This window comes from Bifidobacteriaceae bacterium (genome assembly GCA_031281585.1).
Classification (GTDB): Bacteria; Actinomycetota; Actinomycetes; order Actinomycetales; family WQXJ01; genus JAIRTF01.
In genome coordinates, this window is record JAITFE010000086.1 from 14,051 (window position 1) to 31,468 (window position 17,418).

Consider the following 17,418-nt stretch of genomic DNA (forward strand, 5'->3'; position numbering starts at 1 on the left):
CGACGTGGACACGCCTGGACCGAAGCCGATCCGAACGGACTCTGCCGTCCCCACCGCAAGGGCTGCGAAACCCCGGCGGGCAGCGCCCGCCCAAACCAGCAAACAAGTGGAGGGTCCACATGAACAACCGAACGAACAAGCAACCTCCGCGCCGCACGCGCTCCGCGCGAGGGAGAACGCGGCGCGCCGGCGCCATGGCGGTGGCCGGCGCGCTCGTGGCGGCGCTCTCAGTCGGCGCCCTAGCTGGCGCAGAGGGCGCTTCGGCCGCGCCAACTACCGCTGGGGCATCGCCTGCGGCTTTCGATGTTCCGGATGCGGCGCTGACTCGCCCGCTGGGGGAGATAGCCCAGGGGGCGGCCGGCGGAGCAGGGTACGGGCCGCAATCTGTCGCAGGGCTGGGAATTCCACTCGGGGGCGTCGGCGCGGGGTCATTCATGATCAACCAGGCTGGGACATTCGGCCCCTGGGCCTTCGGGGGCCAGCAGAACGGGGACGGATGGCAGAACTGGATCCTGCCGCAGGCGGCCTTCCACTACCGCGAGGCGGTGGGCGGATCTGCCGCGCGGACCACCACTCTGGCAACCGAAGGACCAGACAACGCATCCGCGCGGCGAAGCTGGGGCGACCCGCTGGCCGCCTGGAACCTGCTGGGTGCCGGTGACGGCACCTATTCGGCGCTATACCCGTTCGGATGGATCGACTACGGGCCCTTCGAGACGGACGTCGCGCTGCGCTTCTACTCGCCCTTCGCCGCCGACCAAGACGAATTGACGTCACTTCCCGTGGCCTACTTCGACCTTTCGATCTCCAACAGCACAGACGAAGTGGCCGAGGTCTCGACGATGTTCACCATGCCGAACGCCGCCCCCTACCAGGGAGGCACCCCCGCCACCGTGCGCGCCGGCCTGGTTAACACGCAGTTCGTGGATGGCGCCCGCGGCATAACCGGAATCACAATGGCCGCCAACGACGCAGGCAACACTCCGGACGCCTACAAATCAGAATGGACCATCGCCGCCAAGCCTGCTCCTGGTCAAAACGTCACCTACGTCACGTCGTGGAACGCGAATGGCGACGGCGCCGACGTGTACGCTCCTTTCACCGCCGGCGGAGCGCTGCCCGGAGGCGCGCTGGATTCGAGCAACACGGCATCGGCCATCGCGGTGTCCGCAACTCTGCAACCCGGTGAGGCCACCGTTATCCCATTCGTCTTGACGTGGGACTTCCCTCAAGTCACCTACGACAACAGCGCCACCGTGTGGATGCGGCGCTACACCGAGTTCTACGGGGCCAAGACCACGGACGAGTCGAACGCCGTCGCCGGCCGTTACAACGAATACGTCACGGGGAGCTACCCCTTCAACCAGTCGCGCAACATTGCGACGGACGCCCTAGCCTTCAAGGACGAGAACCTGCGGGCGGTGCTGGATTGGTGGGAGCCAGTCGCCACCAACGACGCGTATCCCGCGCTCCTACGGAACGCTGCATTGAACCAGCTATACCAGCTGCCGTTCAAGAACACCCTTTGGGCGAACGGCTTGGTTCGGTCGTCCGACTCGGTGGGCAGGGCTGGCTCCCACCGCCCGAACACGCATGTCTTCTACCAGCCAGACGCCGCAGCGGGAAGCAACCCGACCATGGGCTCCGACGTGGGAGCATACGGCTACCTTGCCTACAACCTGTTCGTGCCGTCCATCGAACGCGACCGCCTCGTGGCGGTGGCAGACGCCGTCATGTTCACGGCGAGCCGGAATCCCGACGACCCGAAGATAGCCAACCCGTACATCACCCGGGAAGCCTTCGCGGACGCGGTCCCCGGCACCAACTGGTTCCTCGACGACCTCACCAACCGGATATTCCGCATGTACGCCTACTCGCAAGTCCACCGCGACCAGGACTTCCTGCGATACGTGTACCCGGCGATGAAGCGCCAACTCGCTTACCTGCAGGACACCATCGCTCCTGGAACCAACCTGCCGCTGGCCAAGGCCGGCAGCACCAGCTACGCCGACATGTCAATGCCCAACACCTACAACGCCATCGAAACCAGAGGGCGCGACGAATACAATTCCTCTCTCTACATCCTGGCGCTGGAATGTGCGATAGCCTCAGGCACCTCGCTCGGGGAGAGCGACGCCGTGCTCGCGGAATGGCGCGAGGACGCGCGTCTGGCGCGTGACGAGTTCGAGCGGGTCTTCTGGGACTCGGAGAATGAATGGTATCGCTACACCGAGTACCCCGATGGCACTGGCAGCGCGGTGCTGCTGAGTTCGTTCTTCGCCCAGCACGTCGCCGAGCAGGTCGGCTTGCCGGACGTTGTCGACCCCGGCCACTACCGCGCTCACCTCGCCAGCGTCAAAGCCGTGTTCGGAAACAACACCAACAGCGCAGGCGACCCAATCGGCGCATCCAATTTGGAAGTCCCCATTGGCCAGCCCGGCTTCCCCATCACCTCGGCGCTGTTCGGCGACTTTCAGGCCAACGGCGTCTGGGCGGGCGCCAACTACTTCGCCGCCAGCACGTACTACGGCGCGGGCTTGCGACTGGGTGACGAGGAACTGAAATCCCGTGGTCTCGCCTACGCAGACGTCATCGCCGACAGGATTTGGGACACAGCCGAGAACGGGTACGAGTTCAACGGGCCAGAGCAATGGAGCAAGAACAACGACCAGGGATACACGTATCCCGGATATGAGCGGCTGCTCGCCGTATGGGATGCCTTGAACGCGATTTCGCCAGTCACGCCACAGACCCAGCTTCCCGTCGCCGCCGGTGTAACTGGCGCGCCACCAGCGGGCCAGGTCGGGCAGGCCTACTCCCACCAGTTCACTCTTACAGGTCACCCGGCACCCACTGTCTCCGTCACCGCAGGCGAGCTACCCCCCGGCCTTCAGCTCTCGCCTGACGGCGCGCTTTCCGGAGTGCCCACGGTGTCTGGGGAATTCACTCTGACCATAACCGCGTCCAATGGGCGGGCGGCCGATGCTACGTTAAGCGTTACTGTCGCGATTCGGGCCGCGAACACGCCTCCGACCACGCCGCCTCCGACCACGCCAGCTCCGACCACGCCGCCCCCCAGCGTTGCGGCATCAGTCGACAAGGGATCAATCGCTGCTGGGGAACGGCAAACGGTTTACGGCTCCGGTTTCTCCCCCGGCGAGGAGGTTGTTGTCTCCCTCGACGGCCAGACGCTGGGAACGGCGCGGGCCGATTCTGAAGGGAAGGTCGTCTATGCCTTCACCGTTCCAGTTAACGCTAGCGTCGGCAGGCACGTTGTGAGACTTGCCGGAGATTCGCGGGTCGCCGAAGTCTCATTCGAAGTCACTGCGCAGAAGGGCGAGGGATTGGCTGTGACTGGCTTCAACGCCGGTGCCGGGCTGGTCGGAGTCTTTCTGCTGATTGCGGTCGGCACTGCGCTGGTGGCAGCCGAGCACCGCCGAAAAGCGGCCGGGAGCGTCATCTGATCGTGTCCGCTTGCGGCCGGGCGAAGCCTAGCCTTCGCCCGGCCGTCGGGATCCCGAAACAAGGGCTTGGCGACTGATGCCGTGGCTCGGTCTCGGGTCTGTTCCTCCGGCGCTGGTTCTTTCCTCCTGCGAGGGTCCGTGGCTATGGCAAGGGCGCCCCAGTCCGGCCAGCTATGGCGCCGGCGGTGCGGGGCCCGGATCCGACGCGCCAAGTGCCCCAAGTGAGGCAGAGCCGCAATTCTGGGTGAGTCGCTGTTCTGTCTGGTCAGGCGCCGCGAGCTTGACCGGGGTGAGCAATCCTGCGGCGGATGCGAGCAGCGAACTCCGGTGCTCCGGCGTTGGCGAACCGTTCAACAAGTTCCACGGGAGTAACGGGTGGGCGCTGGCGGAAGCTGGCGGCCGTTATGAAGGACTCCAGCACGCCCGCATTGGCGGCGGCGCAGAATGTCGCACCGGCGCCTTCGCAGCGGGCCTTGTTTGACGGGTACATCCTGGACAGGCAGGACCCGTCCGGCAGCTCGGCCAGGACCGGCAGGATCGAGTTCTTCTTCACCCGCCAGCACAGGGCCACGCCGGCCGCAGCGGCGGCCGCCCACAGGCCGAACGAGAAGAACCCCCGGTCCGCGAGCACCAGCATCCCCCGGCGCAGCGCGCCCCCGCAGATCCGGCAGCATCGTCTGCTCCCCGACCCCATGCCCGTGTCGTGACAGGGCGGCAAGCTCACCGCCCTGGTCGCATAGTGACTATTCGTACTCGGATTCGGTCAATCGCGCGCGGACCGAGCGCCGCGCTACTCTTGGGCGTCGAAGTCCATCGGGGCGTCGAAGGAACCGAAGCCCGCCCCGCCGTCCATGTTCCGGAAGTCGAAGGACAACTCGTCGGCGTCCAGCGCGTCCAGTTGGCCCATCTCCGCGTCCGTCAATTCGAGGCCGGATATCGTGATGTTCTCAACGATGTGGTCGGGATTGCTGGAGCCGGGCATCGTGACACTGCCCGATTGGAGGTGCCATCTCAGGATGACCTGTGCGGGGCTGGCGCGGTGCGCCGCAGCGATCTCGGTGATTGTCCCGTCCGCGAACAGGCTCTGCTGTCTGGGGCTGCGCCCTCCGAGCGGGAACCAGTCCATCAACAGGGTGCCATAGGGTTCGATGTGCGCCCTCATGGCGGCTTGCTGGACGTAGGGGTTGCGTTCGTTCTGCAGGACCGCCGGGGTGATCGTGGCGATGCCCACCACCTCGTCGAACTTGTCCTCATAGAAATTGGACAAGCCGATCGCGCGCGCCTTGCCCGCTTCCACCGCAGCCTCCATAGCCCGGTAGGCAGCGATGTACTCACCGAAAGCCTGGTGCAAGAACAGCAGGTCGACGTACTCCAGATCCAGCCGGGCCAGCGTGGCGTCAATCCCGCGTCCAGCGTCCTCGTATTCGCTGGGCCACAGCTTGGTCGACACGAAAACTTCTTCTCGCGGAACGCCGGACCGCTTGACGCCCCGGCCGACAGCTCGCTCGTTCATGTAGGCGTTGGCCGTGTCGACCAACCGGCACCCGCTGGTCAGCGCGGTATAGACCGATTCCTCGGCCTGCGCCGGCGAAAGCATGTAGGTGCCGATGCCCAACACTGGCATGTCGATGCCCGCGTTCAGCGCCACAGTCGCCTTCTCCAAACCGAACCTGCTTGTCGGAGCCGCGGCCCCCGATGGCGACTTGACCCCGCCTTCTGAACTCCCGGCTGCGTCACAACCCGCCAAGATTCCCAGCGCTCCAGACGCTCCGACTGCCATCACTCCCTGCAAGAACCCGCGTCGGCTTAGCTGCCTGGCTGGGAACACGGCCTGGTTCATCGATTCCGCCTTTCCTCGCTGCCAGCCTAGGAAACCTCAACCGCTCGAAGTCAAGCGCAGGTCAGTTAGTGCGGCGAACCGGCAAACCTGAACCGTCGAACGCATCCACAACGGCGAAGCATAGGCGCGTCCTGCTGGGGCCAGGCGCAACGTCGCCGCGATGGCGCGGCTGCCTGCCGCTTATGTGGCACAACGGCATCCGCGTACGGGCTACTTTCGGCGGCTTGTCTTGTCCCTGCCGAGGACGGCGCGTGTGGCTGTGGTGGCGAGGTCGGCGGCCTGGTCACCGTCGATTCCTGGGTGGGTGTCGGGTGAGAACCAGGTGAGGAACACTTCGATCACACCGGCGGCGGCGTAGCGGGCGCGGAGGACGGCGGCTGGATCATCAGGGGCGATCCCGTAGTCCTCGACGAGCTTCTCGGTCAGCGAGTCCACGGCGGCACGCCGGGTCTCGACCCCGCCATGCATGATGGCCTGGCGCAAGATCTCGTCGTTCTGGAGGGTGTCGAGCAGGCGTCCGGCAGCGTCTCCGGCGCGCGCGTCGAGGCGAGTAAGAATCTGCTCGGCGGCACCGGCGGCCGTCAGAGCGTCGACCGAGTCGAAGTAGCGGTAGAACGTCGGGCGGGCGATGTCCGCCTCGCGGCACACGTCGCTGATCGTGACGGCGTGGAACTCGTCGCCGGGGTTGGCCTCGTGGAGCCGGGCGGCGGCCTCGGTGATGCGGGCTCTCGTCGAGCTGGCGCGGTCGGCGTGCTTCATAGGCCCCATCCTTTCAGATTCACGTACACATGTCACATATGTTACGGTTGTAACTATGTCGAACCGTTGGAGCGAGGCGCAGGCCGTCCCGTCGTCCTCCGCAGCGGTGAGGACCTCCCGACCGCCCCGGTACGGCCTGGTCGTGGCGTCGTTGGCGTCGTTGGCGGTCGTGGCGTCGGCGATGCAGGTCTTGGTCGTGCCGATCCTCGGCTCGCTCGGGCCGATCCTCCACACGTCCGCTGACAACGCCGCCTGGGCGGTCACAATCACGCCCGTCGTCTCGGCGGTGTTCATGGCGGTCACGGGACGATTGGGCGACGCCCTGGGCAAGCGCCGGGTCGTGATCACGATAACCGTGCCCATGATCGCGGGCCTGGTGATCAGCGGGCTGGCAACATCCCTCCCGTGGATGCTGGTCGGTCGCGGGCTCCAAGGGGTTTCGCTGGGGGTCGTGCCGTTGGGGATCTCGCTGATGCGCGATCTGCTCCCGCCCGAACGGCTCGGCATCTCGGTGGCCATCATGTCCGCCAGCGTCGGCGTTGGCGGCTCGCTGGGCCTTCCGGTCGCCGCCATCGTAGCTGAGGTTTGGGGCTGGAACGTCATGTTCTTGGGGGTCGGCGGCCTGGCTGTCGTCATGCTTGTGCTCGTGGTGACGGCGGTGCCGTCCGACGGCCCGCACCACTCCGACGGCCCGCTTCGTTTCGACTGGATCGGGGCGATCCTGCTCGGGGCGGCGCTGGTCTGCCTGCTCCTTCCCGTGTCGAAGGGTGCGGCCTGGGGGTGGGCCAGCCCGGTCACTCTGGGCCTGTTCGCCGCCACTGTCGTGGCCGCCGTGTTCTGGGTCAGGGCCGAGTTGCGGCACCCGGCCCCGCTGGTTGATCTGCGGACGTTGACACGGCCCACCGTCGCCTGGACGAACGTCGCCTCGCTGGTCATCACGTTCGCCATGTACGTGCAGTTCCTGGTCTTGCCCCAAGTGCTCCAGTTGCCGACGGGCACCGGCTACGGGCTGGGACATTCAATGCTCACAATGAGCCTGTGGTACGCGCCCGGAGGGCTGGCGATGCTCGCGGTGACGCCCCTGACCGGCCACCTCGAACGGCGCATCGGCGCGCGGCGCGTGCTCATGTTGGCCTGCGGGGTCATCGCCGTGTCGTACGTCGCGGCGCTGCCGCTGATCCGTACTGAGGTCGGCGTCCTGGCCGTGTCCCTCCTGGTCAACGTCGGCGTCGGCCTGGGCTTCGGCGTGGTGCCCGTGCTGTTGATGTCGGCCGTGCCCGTCGAGCAGACCGGAGCCGCAAATGGGTTCAACATGGTCGCCCGCAACATCGGGTCCTCCACGGCCGCCGCCGTGATCGGCGCGGTCGTGGCGACCATGACCACCGGCTACGCCGGTGAGGCCGTCCCGAGCCTGGCCGGTTTCCATGCCGCCCTTCTCGCCGGGGCCGCGACAGCGCTGGTCGCGTTGGTCTGCGCCGCGCGCCTGCCAGGCCGTCGGCGGCAGCGGCTCCACGAGGACGGCCTGTTGGGCGAAGAGCCACCCCCTGAACGCTGACTTCTTGCCGGGTGCTCAGCCGCCGATGCCGCCGTCGGGGAAGTCGGTGCTGGCGGCGAGGCCGCGCATGGCGTCGAGTTCGGCGCGTTGCCTGTCCAACTCAGCGCCGATCACCTGGATCGCGTCGGTCCCGAGGACGACCCGCAGGGGCAGGTCGTCGCGTTGGGCCAGCGCGAGGAGGGCTTGGGCGGCGCGGGCCGGGTCGCCCAGTTGCTTCCCGCTGGTGTGGTCGTTGTCGATGCGGCGCAACCCGGCGGTGACGGCGTAGTCGTCAATGGGGACGGCGGACTGTTTGAGGCTGCGTCCCGCGAAGTCGGTGCGGAACGCGCCGGGCTCGACCACGACCACACGGATACCGAGCGGTTCGACCTCTTGTTTCAGGGCGTACGAAGCACCCCCCAGGGCGAACTTGGTCGCCGAATAGTAGCCGGAGCCGGGGTTGGAGGTGCGTCCCGCGATGGAGGAGACGTTGACGATCGTCCCGGACCGGCGTTGCCGCATGCCGGGCAGGACCTGTTTGATCAGGTTGATCGGGCCGAAGAAGTTCGTGGCGAACAACTCGTCCACGTCCGCAGTGTCGGCTTCCTCGATCGCGGACCGGTACCCGTGTCCGGCGTTGTTGATCAGGACGTCAATGCCGCCGAAGCGTTCGGCCGCCTGGCGCACGGCATCGGCCATCTGGGCGTGGTCGGTCACGTCCAAGGCCAGCGGCAGCGCGGTGGCGGGATGGGCGGCGGCGATGTCGGCCAGCGCCTCGGGGTGGCGGGCGGTGACGGCGGCCTTGTGCCCGGCGTCCAGCACCGCCTGGGCGAGGGCGTGCCCCAGCCCTGTGGAGCATCCGGTGATGAACCAGGTTGACATGATGTGCTTCCTTTCGCGTGTGGGCCAGGGCTTGGGCAGGCTCAGGAGTTGTCGACCGTCAGCGGGAACGTGCGCGTGTTGAGCAGTTCGGGGTCGGGTCCGCCGCGCAGGCCGGTGTCGAGGGCGTCGATGGCGGCCAACTCGTCGGGCTTCAGCGCGAAGTCGAAGACGCCCAGGTTCTCGGCGATCCGTTCCGGCCTGACCGATTTCGGCACGGCGGAGCGGCCCTCGTCCAGGTGCCAGCGCAGCACGATCTGGGCGGGCGTCTTGCCGTACGCGGCGGCCGTGTCGATCAGCCGGTACCCGCACGCGAGAGCCGCCTCCGCGGCGGCGACGGTTTGCTCGGGAGGGGTCTGGAAGACGCCGAAACCCAGCGCGGGGATCGTCACGCCGTTGTTCAGCGTGACAGAGGTCTGGCTCATGATGATTCCCTATCTCAGGGGCGGACGAGCACCTTGAGGGCCTCGCGGTCGTTCATGGCTTGGTAGGCGCTGGCGATACCGGACAGCGCGACGGTGCGGTCGAAGACCTTGCCGGGGTGGATGCTGCCGTCGAGCACCTTCGGCATGAGCGTCTCGATGTACGCCCTGGCCGGGGCCACGCCGCCGGTCAGCGTGACGTTGCGGAAGAACATCGACGCGAACCCGACGTTCGCGTCCTGGTACTGCGGCACCCCGACCCTGGAGACGACCCCACCGGCCCGGACCAGGCCGAACGCCTGGTCGTACGCGTCCAACAGGCCGACGGCCTCGATCACGACATGCGCGCCGTCACCGCCGGTCAACTCCCTGACCTCCGTGATCCCATCCGGCCCGCGCTCGGCCACCACGTCCGTCGCGCCGAACTTCACCCCGAGAACGGTCCGGGCCTGGTGGCGGCCCATGAGGATGATCCGCTCCGCGCCCAGCAGCCGCGACGACAACACCGCGCACAATTCGACCGCGCCGTCGCCGACGACCGCGACCGTCTTCCCCGGCCCGACCCCGCCCTTGACCGCCGCGTGATACCCGGTGCACATCACGTCCGACAGGGTTAACAGGTCCGGCAGCAACGCCGAGCCAGCGTCCACGGGGAGCTTGACCAGCGTGCCGTCCGCCTGCGGGACGCGCACCGCCTCGGCCTGCGCCCCGCCGACATCGCCCGTGCCCCAACTGCCGCCGTGGCGGCAGGACGTCTGCAACCCCTCCCGGCAGAAATTACAGGTGTTGTCCGCCCACACGAACGGGGCCACCACCAAGTCGCCCTTCGCCACGCCCCGCACGTCCGCGCCGGTCTCCTCGACCACGCCGAGGAACTCGTGGCCCATCCGCGCCACGCCGGGACGCGTGCCCCGACCGTGATAGGCGTGCAGATCAGAGCCGCACACACACGCGAGCGTGATCCGCACGACCGCGTCGGTCGGCTCCAGAACGACCGGATCGTCGGTCTGCTCGACCCGGACGTCGCCAGGGCCGTACATGAATGTCGCCAGCATGATTGCCTTCCTCGGGCCGGACCGGCGGCCACCTGGCTGCCCCGACCCGCCCTTTCACACGAGCCTAGAAAACTTCAAGCGCTTGAAGTCAAACGGCCGGAATCGCCGGTCACGGGACGATTACGATGCGTCCGCCGCCGCTCGCGGACCAAGCCGACTCCACCTCGCTCAGCCGAACACGGCGCACAGGGACGTCGAAGACGCCGCTCAGGATCGCGTCGGCGAGGGCTTGCAACTCGGCGCGGTAGGCGCGGGGCTCAACTGAGCCCTGGCCCGAGCCGATCAGCCGCAAGTTGACCGCCCGCAACGCTGCGGCCGGGATGGACGATTCGAGACCGGCGACCGATGAGCGGTCGGGTCGGGCACGTCGGCGTAGCGGGGGTTCTGGCCGAACTTGGTGACGACAGCAGCTTTCATGGTCACTCCTCGGCTGGGTGGCTCCAGAGGCGGAGCAGCCCATTGTAGGTGTATTCCATGGCGGCCCGTCCGTCGTGGGCGTAGCCGTCTTTGACCCGGTAGGCGAAGTTCCCGCCCGCCTCGGTGTCTGATTCGGTGAAGTGCGGCGAGGCGCGCATGAGTTCGACCCGGCGCTCGTCGTAGGGATACGCGAAGTCTTCGGTGCCGGTGATAACCCACACAAAGTAGTCGCCAGGCTGGCGGCCTTCGGCGGCGGCGAAGATGCCCCCGTCGTCCAGGGACGTGCCGCAACTCATCGGCAGGAAGTACCGGAAGTAGCCGAGCGCGTGCTGGAAGGTCCGCCAGGTCGCCACCGAACCCATCGAGAACCCGCCGAATCCCCGGTGGTCGCGGGACGCGGCCAGGCCTTCCGGGGTCGTGGCCTCGGCGTGGGTCGAGTAGGTGCCCTCCACCGCTGGGAGCAGGTCGCCCAACAGTTCGCGGTGGTAGTTCTGGTTCAGCTGGAGGGCCAGGGAGAAGCTCGCGGAGTCTTCGGGGCTGGTGTTGTTGTAGGTCGGGCAGACGACGATCAGCGGCTGGACGGCCCCGTCGGCGATCGCGTGGTCGATGACGTTCTTGAGGGGGCCGGGGCTGGCCGGGGTGCCGAGCGTGGTGGTCTCGTTGCCCCAGCCGCCGTGCATCAGGTAGAACACGTTGTACTCGCGGTCCTCGCTGTAGCCGGGCGGCAGGTAGACGATGGCCCGTTTGCGCAGCGGCTGGGTCTTCTGCTCGTAGGTCATCGACTCGAACGTGTCGTAGGACAACTCCACCAGGCTGCCCTGCTCGGCGGCGGGCGTGAAGTAGGCGTCTGGGACCGTCTCCAACTCGGCTGGAATCCAAGGCTCTGTCGCCGCGCCAGCGCCGCTGACCGGAGCGGGCTGAGACGTGCCCGGTCCCGGCCTCGGCGCGGGAGTGCATCCGCCCAACACGCTCGCGGCCAGGACAGCTGCAAGACCCGCCCCGGCGATAATCCTCGCGCTGTCACTTCTCATGGTTGGTGCCCTTCCCAAAAAGCCACCGCGTCCTCGATCCAGCCTTCGGCGGTCGTGCCGGCGCCCAGGCCGAAGCCGTGGCCGAGGTTGGCGTAGTGGTGGAACTCGGTGTCGATACCAGCGGCGGTTAGATTGTCGATTCGCGACTGCATGGTCCGCCAGTCGGCGATGCCGTCGTCCTCGCCGACGACGGCGTAGGTTGCCGGATCTTGCCGGGTGTGGTCGGTGTGCCCGGTGTACTGCATGACCACAGCGGCCGGGCGCGGCAGGCCGTCGCCGCCGTACGCGTCAGGCCCGTACGACCCGAGATAGGCCGCCATGCGCGCGCCCGCAGAACCGCCCCACAGCGAATAGCCGTCGGTGGCGACCCCCAACTCGTCGGCGTGGGCGAACACGAACGAGATCGCGGCGGCCAAGTCCTCGCAGGCGGCCTGCGCGCCGCCCGTCCGGTACTGCAACGCGAAGGCGTTGTAGCTGCGGCGGCTCAACTCCAACGCGTGGGGCAGGCTCTCGTGGATCGACCCCACATACGAGAACCCGCCGCCAGCGCTGACGATGGCGAACGGCGCTCCCGGCTCGCCGGCGAAGAAGAACAATCCCGTGTCCTGCTTGCTCGGGTCGGCGGCCTTCTGCTCGGGCGTGTAGATGTCGTAGAACACCGTCCGCCCTCGCTCGACCTCGCCGATCAGCGAGTTGACCACGTCCACGGTCGTGCCAACTTCGACGTGGGAGTGGTACGGCAGCAGGGTGTCGGTGTCCCGCAGCGTCAACGAGGGGTCCGGCAGGTCCCGCCCCGTCGGAAACAAGAACTGCCCGAACCCCGGGAAGGCGGGATGGTTGATCGTCGCCGCCATCGACCAGTCGGCGTCCACGCGCTCAAAGCCTCCCTCGCTCGGTCCTGGCGCAGCGCTCGCCGACACCGGCGGCTCCGAAACCACAGGGACGGACGGCGGCGACCCACACCCGGCGACCAGGACGGCGCCGACCAGCCACGCCGGCCCCCGACGCGACCGTTTCACCGCCCCGCCGGTGGTCAGGCTCCCGGACAACGCAACTCCAACGCACTCTCACACGCCTGGCCGAACAGCACGTCATCGTTCAACTCGGCGAACTTCGGCGCGAACCCGCCAAGAGCGTCTCGTCCCGCGGTCATCTTCTCCATCACAGGCTCCCCGACTCCTTGACCCCACCGGCCAACGCCCTCGCCTCCGCGCCGAGCCGGGCGACCTCGGCGTCGTCCCCCGCCGCCACCGCGCGCCAGTAGGCGATCTTCAACTCCACATACTCCCGCCGCACCGCCAACGCTCTCGCCTCGGCGTCCAGACGACCCCGCTGCGTTAGAAGCAACTCGATCTGCCGTTCCGCACCCTGGGCGCCTTGGCCTCGGTTGCCCAGATACGCGCGCATGTCCTCGATCGGCATACCGGTGCTGCTCAGGCACGCCACCGCGTCAGCCAGGTCCAGATCATCCTGGCTGTACACCCGGTGCCCGCTGGACTGATCCCGAGCCACGGCGGGCGTCAACCCAATCGACTCGTAATACCGCAACGCGCTCTCCGACAACCGCGTCACCCGCGCCACATCCCGGATCGCGTACCCGTCCCCGCGACGCCGAGCAGGCACGGGACCGTCCACTGTGCTCAAGGCCATGTGCCAAGGCTAGAAAACCTCAAGCGCTCGAAGTCAAGACGACACGGCCAGTCGCCCGCCAAAATGGTCCGGGGCGACGGCACCCGAGTTCTGAGTGCAACGCCCGGATGGCGCCACGTCGTGCCTGAGCCCCTTGCCGCGAGACCCCGACAGCCTCCTGGCCGAGGACGTATCGTTCACCAGAGTCGACATCCAACTCAGCGAAACGCCTCAACGTCCGGCGGCGGGTCTTCACGAGTTCGAGACCGCTCTCATGAACGCGATCTTCCACATCAGCATGAACCTAGGGAAGCGTCACCGTGGAACCAGGCGGATGGTCTGTGCCACCGTCACACGAGACGGTCGTCGATGGTCACGACGTCAGGGGATCAGCGAAGACCAAAGTCCAGCGATCAGCCTGGGACGACCGCATCAGGCTCGAGGCCGACCGCGTGGACGATACGGGCGAGCGGTCTCCGTGGGCGAAGGCGACGGTCATTCCCACTGGGTGCCGCGCGTCGTCGTCCCGCTCCATCGTTCGGACTCTCCGACGCCGTGAAGCTAGTCATCAACGTAGCCTCCCACTGGGGCTGCGAACCATTCGAACTCGCGCTGACGTTCCGTGACAACTCATCCAGACTGAGATCGAACACCCCCTGACGCAGCTCACCGGTCTCTTATATCCCCTTGTCACCACCTGTTCGGACACACTTCTGGCTTCTCGAGGTTGATCCCGCTCACCTTGCCGATGGAGGAGGCCAAGGTGACGGTTTCGATGCGGTTGATGACCGCCGGGGAAGGCTACAAGTATCTGCTCAAGAGCGTCGTCGCCGGGGATGGCGAGCGTCATCTTTCGACGCCTTTGACGCGGTACTACACCGAGCAGGGATGCCCGCCCGGCTCGTGGATCGGGTCGGGGCTTCGCTCGCTCGGCGAGCGGATGATCGAACCCGGCGACGAGGTCACCGAGGCTCAGCTTCAACTGCTCATCGGCCAGGGCATCCACCCGGTGACTGGTGAGACGCTCGGCCAGGCGTACTACAAGTTCCAGACCCGCGAGCGGCGCATCGCCAACCGCGTCGACCGGCTCCCCGAAACACTCACCGACGCTGAGCGCGCAGCCCAGGTCGAACTGATCGAGACCGAGGAACGCGAGCGGGGCGAGCGGCGCACGGTCGCCGGGTTCGACTACACGTTCAGCGTCCCGAAGAGCGTCAGCGTCTTGTGGGGCGTCAGCGACGCCGGGACGCAGGCACTCATCGCCCAGGCCCATCATGACAGCGTCGCCGACGTGATCGACTTCATGGAGCGCGAGGTCGTCTGCACCCGTTCGGGCATCTCAGGGCGTGGCGCCGGCGTCGTCCAAGTCGACGTGACCGGGGTGCTGGCGACCGCGTTCGACCACTACGACTCCCGCGCTGGCGATCCTCAACTCCACACGCACTGTGTGATCAGCAACAAGGTCGCCTCTGTCTTCGACGGCAGGTGGCGGTCGGTCGACTCCCGTCCGATGCACGCCGCCGTGGTCACGTTGAGCGAGCACTACAACGCGGTCTTGGCCGACCGGCTCGCCCGCGTCCTCGGCGTCGGCTGGGACCAGCGCGACCGGGGCCGGAACCACAACCCGGCCTGGGAGATCGAGGGCGTCGGCGAAGACTTGATCAAGGAGTTTTCCTCCAGGTCCGGCGACATCGACGCGGAGGCCGCCCGCAGGGTGGCCGAGTACCGGGCCTCGCATGGCCGCCAGCCGTCGAGGCGGATGATCATCAAACTGCGGGAGCAGGCCGCGCTGGCCACCCGCCCCGACAAGCAGATCAGATCGCTGGCCGACCTGACCGCCGAATGGCGGCAGAGGGCTGCCGCCCTGATCGGCGGGGACGCCACCGAATGGGCGCGGCAGGTCGTCGAGGACGGCGAGGCGGTGGTCCTGCGGGCCGACGACGTCCCGCTCGACGTGGTCGCACACCTCGGCGAGTCGGTCGTGCAGGTCGTCGGTGAGAAGCGGTCGACGTGGCGGCGGTGGAACCTCCACGCGGAGGCGTCTCGGCAGACGATGGGCTGGCGGTTCGCCACGGCCCAGGACCGGGAGGCGGTGGTAGCGCTGATCGTGGACGCCGCCGAAGACCGGTCGCTGCGGCTCACCCCAGCCGAACTGTCCGCGCCCGCCGAGTTCCAACGCCCGGACGGGTCGAGCCGGTTCCGGCCCAAGCACATGACCCTCTACTCCTCGCAGGCACTGCTCGACGCCGAGGACCGCCTGCTCGACCTGGGCCGCACGCTCACCGCGCCGACCGTGGCGCCGGACACGGTCGCCGGCCTGGTGGACACCCCGGACGGGCGGGGCCGTCTGCTCGGCCCGGACCAGGCGGCGGCGCTCACCTCGATAGCTACGTCGGGCCGGGTCGTGGATGTGCTGGTCGGCCCCGCCGGGGCGGGCAAGACGACAGCCCTGTCACGGCTGCGGGCCGCGTGGGAGGCCGAGCACGGCGGCGGCTCCGTGGTCGGCCTAGCCCCGTCGGCGACCGCCGCCGCCGTGCTGGCCGAAGACCTCGGCATCGCCTGCGAGAACACCGCCCGCTGGCTCGCCGAACACGACCACCTCGGACGCGACTTCCAACCGGGGCAACTGGTCATCTGCGACGAGGCCAGCCTGGCAGGCACGTTCACCCTCGACCGGATCACCGCCCTGGCCGCCCAGGCCGGAGCGAAAGTGCTGCTGGTCGGCGACTACGCGCAACTGCAGGCCGTGGACGCGGGCGGCGCGTTCACCATGCTCGTCGCCGACCGGCACGACGCCCCCGAGCTGACCGACATCCACCGGTTCCGCTCCGAGTGGGAGAAACCAGCCTCCCTCGGTCTGCGCCACGGACGCGCCAACGTCATCGACGCCTACCTCCAGCACGGGCGCGTCACAGAAGGCGACCATGATGACGTCACCGAGGCCGCCTACCTCGCCTGGCGCGACGACGCCCGAGAAGGGCTCGCCGCGCTTCTGGTGGCCGACTCCCACGAGACTGTTCGTGAGATGAACCAGCGCGCCCGCCACGAGCGCATTCTCGCCGGACTGGTCGACCCCGACGAGCACGTCACGCTCCACGACGGCTCCCTGACATCAGCGGGCGACGTCGTGATCACCCGCCGCAACGACCGCCATCTTGTCGCCGGGAAGACCGGGTGGGTGAGGAACGGGGACCGCTGGACGGTCGTGAAGACCCACAGCGACGGGGCGGTCACCCTGCGCCGCGCAGGCAGGCTCAACCAGGCCACCGTGATCCTGCCCGCCGCCTACGCCGCCGAGCACCTCGACCTGGGTTACGCGGTGACCGCGCACCGCGCCCAAGGCGTCACCGTCGACCGCTGCCACACTGTCGTCACACCGTCCACGACCAGGGAGAACTTGTACGTGGCGATGACCCGTGGCCGCTACGCCAATCTCGCCTACGTCGCCGTCGACAAGCCCGACCAGACCCACGATCTGCCGCACCCGTCCGACAACCCAGACGCCGACGCCCGCGCCGTCCTGTGCGGAGTGCTGCGGAACTCCGGCGCGGAACTCTCGGCCCACCAGGCCATCGCCGCCGAAGCCGAGGAATGGGGCAACGCTACCCAGATCTGCGCCGAATACGAGACACTGCTGGCCGCAGCCGAACGCGACCGGTGGGCGGCCCTCGTGGCCGACTGCGGCCTCGACCAGACGCAGGTCGAGCAGGTGCTCGCCTCCGAGGCGTTCGGCGCGCTGTGCGCCGAACTGGGCCGCGCCGAGGCAAACGGCCTCGACCCCGACACGGCCCTCCCGAAATTGGTCGCCGCCCGATCCATGGCCGGGGCCAGCGACATCGCCTCCGTCCTCCACGAGCGCTTCACCCGCCACAGCGAGCACGCGCAGGCCGACCGGCGCCTCCGACCGCGGCCTCAGCAGTGGGTCTTTGGCCTCATCCGCAAGCCGACCGCGAGCATCTCGCCTGTGTTCACCCAGGCACTTGTCGAACGTGAGGCCGCTCTTCGAAACCGGGCTTCCGAGGTGGTACGGCGGGCAATTCAGACAGGCGAGGCTTGGGCGATGGGTCTTGGTTCCCAACCGACCGATCCGCTCGGCGCGCGGCGATGGGCGGAAACCGCCTTGGCCGTTGCCGCTTATCGCGACCGTTACCAGGTTGAAGGATCTGACGCGCTAGGGTCGCCGTCTACCGCCAGGCAGGCCGAGGACGCCGCGCGGGTTCGGGCGACGGCAGGTCGACACACCCCGCCTCCACGAACACCTCATGGGAATCCGGTCTCGACGATGGAGCAGCTGAGCCTCTGAACCGCTGTCCTCGCGAAGGGTTGCCCCCACCAACTGGTTAGCACTCTCGTTGCGCGAGTGCTAACGCGGGCTCTACACTAATGAC

The 17,418-nt window shown here is 67.8% G+C and carries 13 protein-coding genes; 3 read left to right on the forward strand and 10 right to left on the reverse strand.

What is annotated here, in order from left to right; genetic code table 11:
- Positions 1–194: 194 nt before the first annotated feature.
- Positions 195–3,464, forward strand: a complete 3,270-nt coding sequence (locus LBC97_09910) for a hypothetical protein (protein ID MDR2566346.1) — start codon at positions 195–197, stop codon at positions 3,462–3,464.
- Positions 3,465–3,729: 265 nt separating this feature from the next.
- Here the strand turns inward: LBC97_09910 and LBC97_09915 are convergent, their stop codons facing one another.
- From LBC97_09915 to LBC97_09925, 3 genes are all read right to left on the reverse strand, one after another.
- Positions 3,730–4,188, reverse strand: a complete 459-nt coding sequence (locus LBC97_09915) for a hypothetical protein (GenBank protein ID MDR2566347.1) — start codon at positions 4,186–4,188, stop codon at positions 3,730–3,732.
- A 66-nt stretch (positions 4,189–4,254) separates the two neighbouring features.
- On the reverse strand, positions 4,255–5,127 hold the full coding sequence (locus LBC97_09920) for an aldo/keto reductase (protein ID MDR2566348.1): 873 nt from the start codon (positions 5,125–5,127) through the stop codon (positions 4,255–4,257).
- Positions 5,128–5,514: 387 nt separating this feature from the next.
- Positions 5,515–6,063, reverse strand: a complete 549-nt coding sequence (locus LBC97_09925) for a TetR/AcrR family transcriptional regulator (protein MDR2566349.1) — start codon at positions 6,061–6,063, stop codon at positions 5,515–5,517.
- Positions 6,064–6,118: 55 nt separating this feature from the next.
- Here LBC97_09925 and LBC97_09930 point away from each other — a divergent pair, with 55 nt between their 5' ends.
- On the forward strand, positions 6,119–7,618 hold the full coding sequence (locus LBC97_09930) for an MFS transporter (GenBank protein ID MDR2566350.1): 1,500 nt from the start codon (positions 6,119–6,121) through the stop codon (positions 7,616–7,618).
- A gap of 15 nt (positions 7,619–7,633) precedes the next feature.
- On the opposite strand, the gene LBC97_09935 is transcribed toward LBC97_09930, so the two are convergent.
- The 7 genes from LBC97_09935 to LBC97_09965 all read right to left on the reverse strand — a co-directional run bounded on the left by LBC97_09935 (position 7,634) and on the right by LBC97_09965 (position 13,051).
- Complete coding sequence (locus tag LBC97_09935; protein MDR2566351.1) at positions 7,634–8,479, reverse strand: SDR family NAD(P)-dependent oxidoreductase; 846 nt, start codon at positions 8,477–8,479, stop codon at positions 7,634–7,636.
- Between the two features lie 41 nt (positions 8,480–8,520).
- Positions 8,521–8,901, reverse strand: a complete 381-nt coding sequence (locus LBC97_09940) for an aldo/keto reductase (GenBank protein ID MDR2566352.1) — start codon at positions 8,899–8,901, stop codon at positions 8,521–8,523.
- 14 nt (positions 8,902–8,915) lie between these two features.
- Positions 8,916–9,953 (reverse strand): alcohol dehydrogenase catalytic domain-containing protein, encoded by a 1,038-nt coding sequence (locus tag LBC97_09945; protein MDR2566353.1) that lies wholly within the window; start codon positions 9,951–9,953, stop codon positions 8,916–8,918.
- A gap of 109 nt (positions 9,954–10,062) precedes the next feature.
- The gene (locus tag LBC97_09950; GenBank protein ID MDR2566354.1) at positions 10,063–10,260 is read right to left on the reverse strand and encodes a hypothetical protein; all 198 of its coding nucleotides are present in this window, start codon (positions 10,258–10,260) and stop codon (positions 10,063–10,065) included.
- A gap of 112 nt (positions 10,261–10,372) precedes the next feature.
- The gene (locus tag LBC97_09955) at positions 10,373–11,401 is read right to left on the reverse strand and encodes a hypothetical protein (protein MDR2566355.1); all 1,029 of its coding nucleotides are present in this window, start codon (positions 11,399–11,401) and stop codon (positions 10,373–10,375) included.
- Entirely contained in the window at positions 11,398–12,321 is a 924-nt protein-coding gene (locus LBC97_09960) for an alpha/beta hydrolase (GenBank protein ID MDR2566356.1), read from the reverse strand. The genes LBC97_09955 and LBC97_09960 overlap by 4 nt, the downstream gene beginning before the upstream one ends.
- 241 nt (positions 12,322–12,562) lie before the next feature.
- Positions 12,563–13,051: a MerR family transcriptional regulator gene (locus LBC97_09965; protein ID MDR2566357.1), complete on the reverse strand. Its 489-nt coding sequence runs from the start codon at positions 13,049–13,051 to the stop codon at positions 12,563–12,565.
- Positions 13,052–13,793: 742 nt separating this feature from the next.
- On the opposite strand from LBC97_09965, the gene LBC97_09970 reads away from it, so the two are divergent.
- The gene (locus tag LBC97_09970) at positions 13,794–17,333 is read left to right on the forward strand and encodes a relaxase domain-containing protein (protein ID MDR2566358.1); all 3,540 of its coding nucleotides are present in this window, start codon (positions 13,794–13,796) and stop codon (positions 17,331–17,333) included.
- The last annotated feature ends 85 nt before the right edge of the window (positions 17,334–17,418 follow it).

What these genes read in the sequence shown, in the direction of transcription:
- LBC97_09910 (MDR2566346.1), top strand. Translation starts at nt 195, where the DNA reads ATGGCGGTGGCCGGCGCGCTCGTGGCGGCGCTCTCAGTCGGCGCCCTA.
- LBC97_09925 (MDR2566349.1), bottom strand. Translation starts at nt 6,063, where the DNA reads ATGAAGCACGCCGACCGCGCCAGCTCGACGAGAGCCCGCATCACCGAG.
- LBC97_09930 (MDR2566350.1), top strand. Translation starts at nt 6,119, where the DNA reads ATGTCGAACCGTTGGAGCGAGGCGCAGGCCGTCCCGTCGTCCTCCGCA.
- LBC97_09935 (MDR2566351.1), bottom strand. Translation starts at nt 8,479, where the DNA reads ATGTCAACCTGGTTCATCACCGGATGCTCCACAGGGCTGGGGCACGCC.
- LBC97_09940 (MDR2566352.1), bottom strand. Translation starts at nt 8,901, where the DNA reads ATGAGCCAGACCTCTGTCACGCTGAACAACGGCGTGACGATCCCCGCG.
- LBC97_09945 (MDR2566353.1), bottom strand. Translation starts at nt 9,953, where the DNA reads ATGCTGGCGACATTCATGTACGGCCCTGGCGACGTCCGGGTCGAGCAG.
- LBC97_09955 (MDR2566355.1), bottom strand. Translation starts at nt 11,401, where the DNA reads ATGAGAAGTGACAGCGCGAGGATTATCGCCGGGGCGGGTCTTGCAGCT.
- LBC97_09965 (MDR2566357.1), bottom strand. Translation starts at nt 13,051, where the DNA reads ATGGCCTTGAGCACAGTGGACGGTCCCGTGCCTGCTCGGCGTCGCGGG.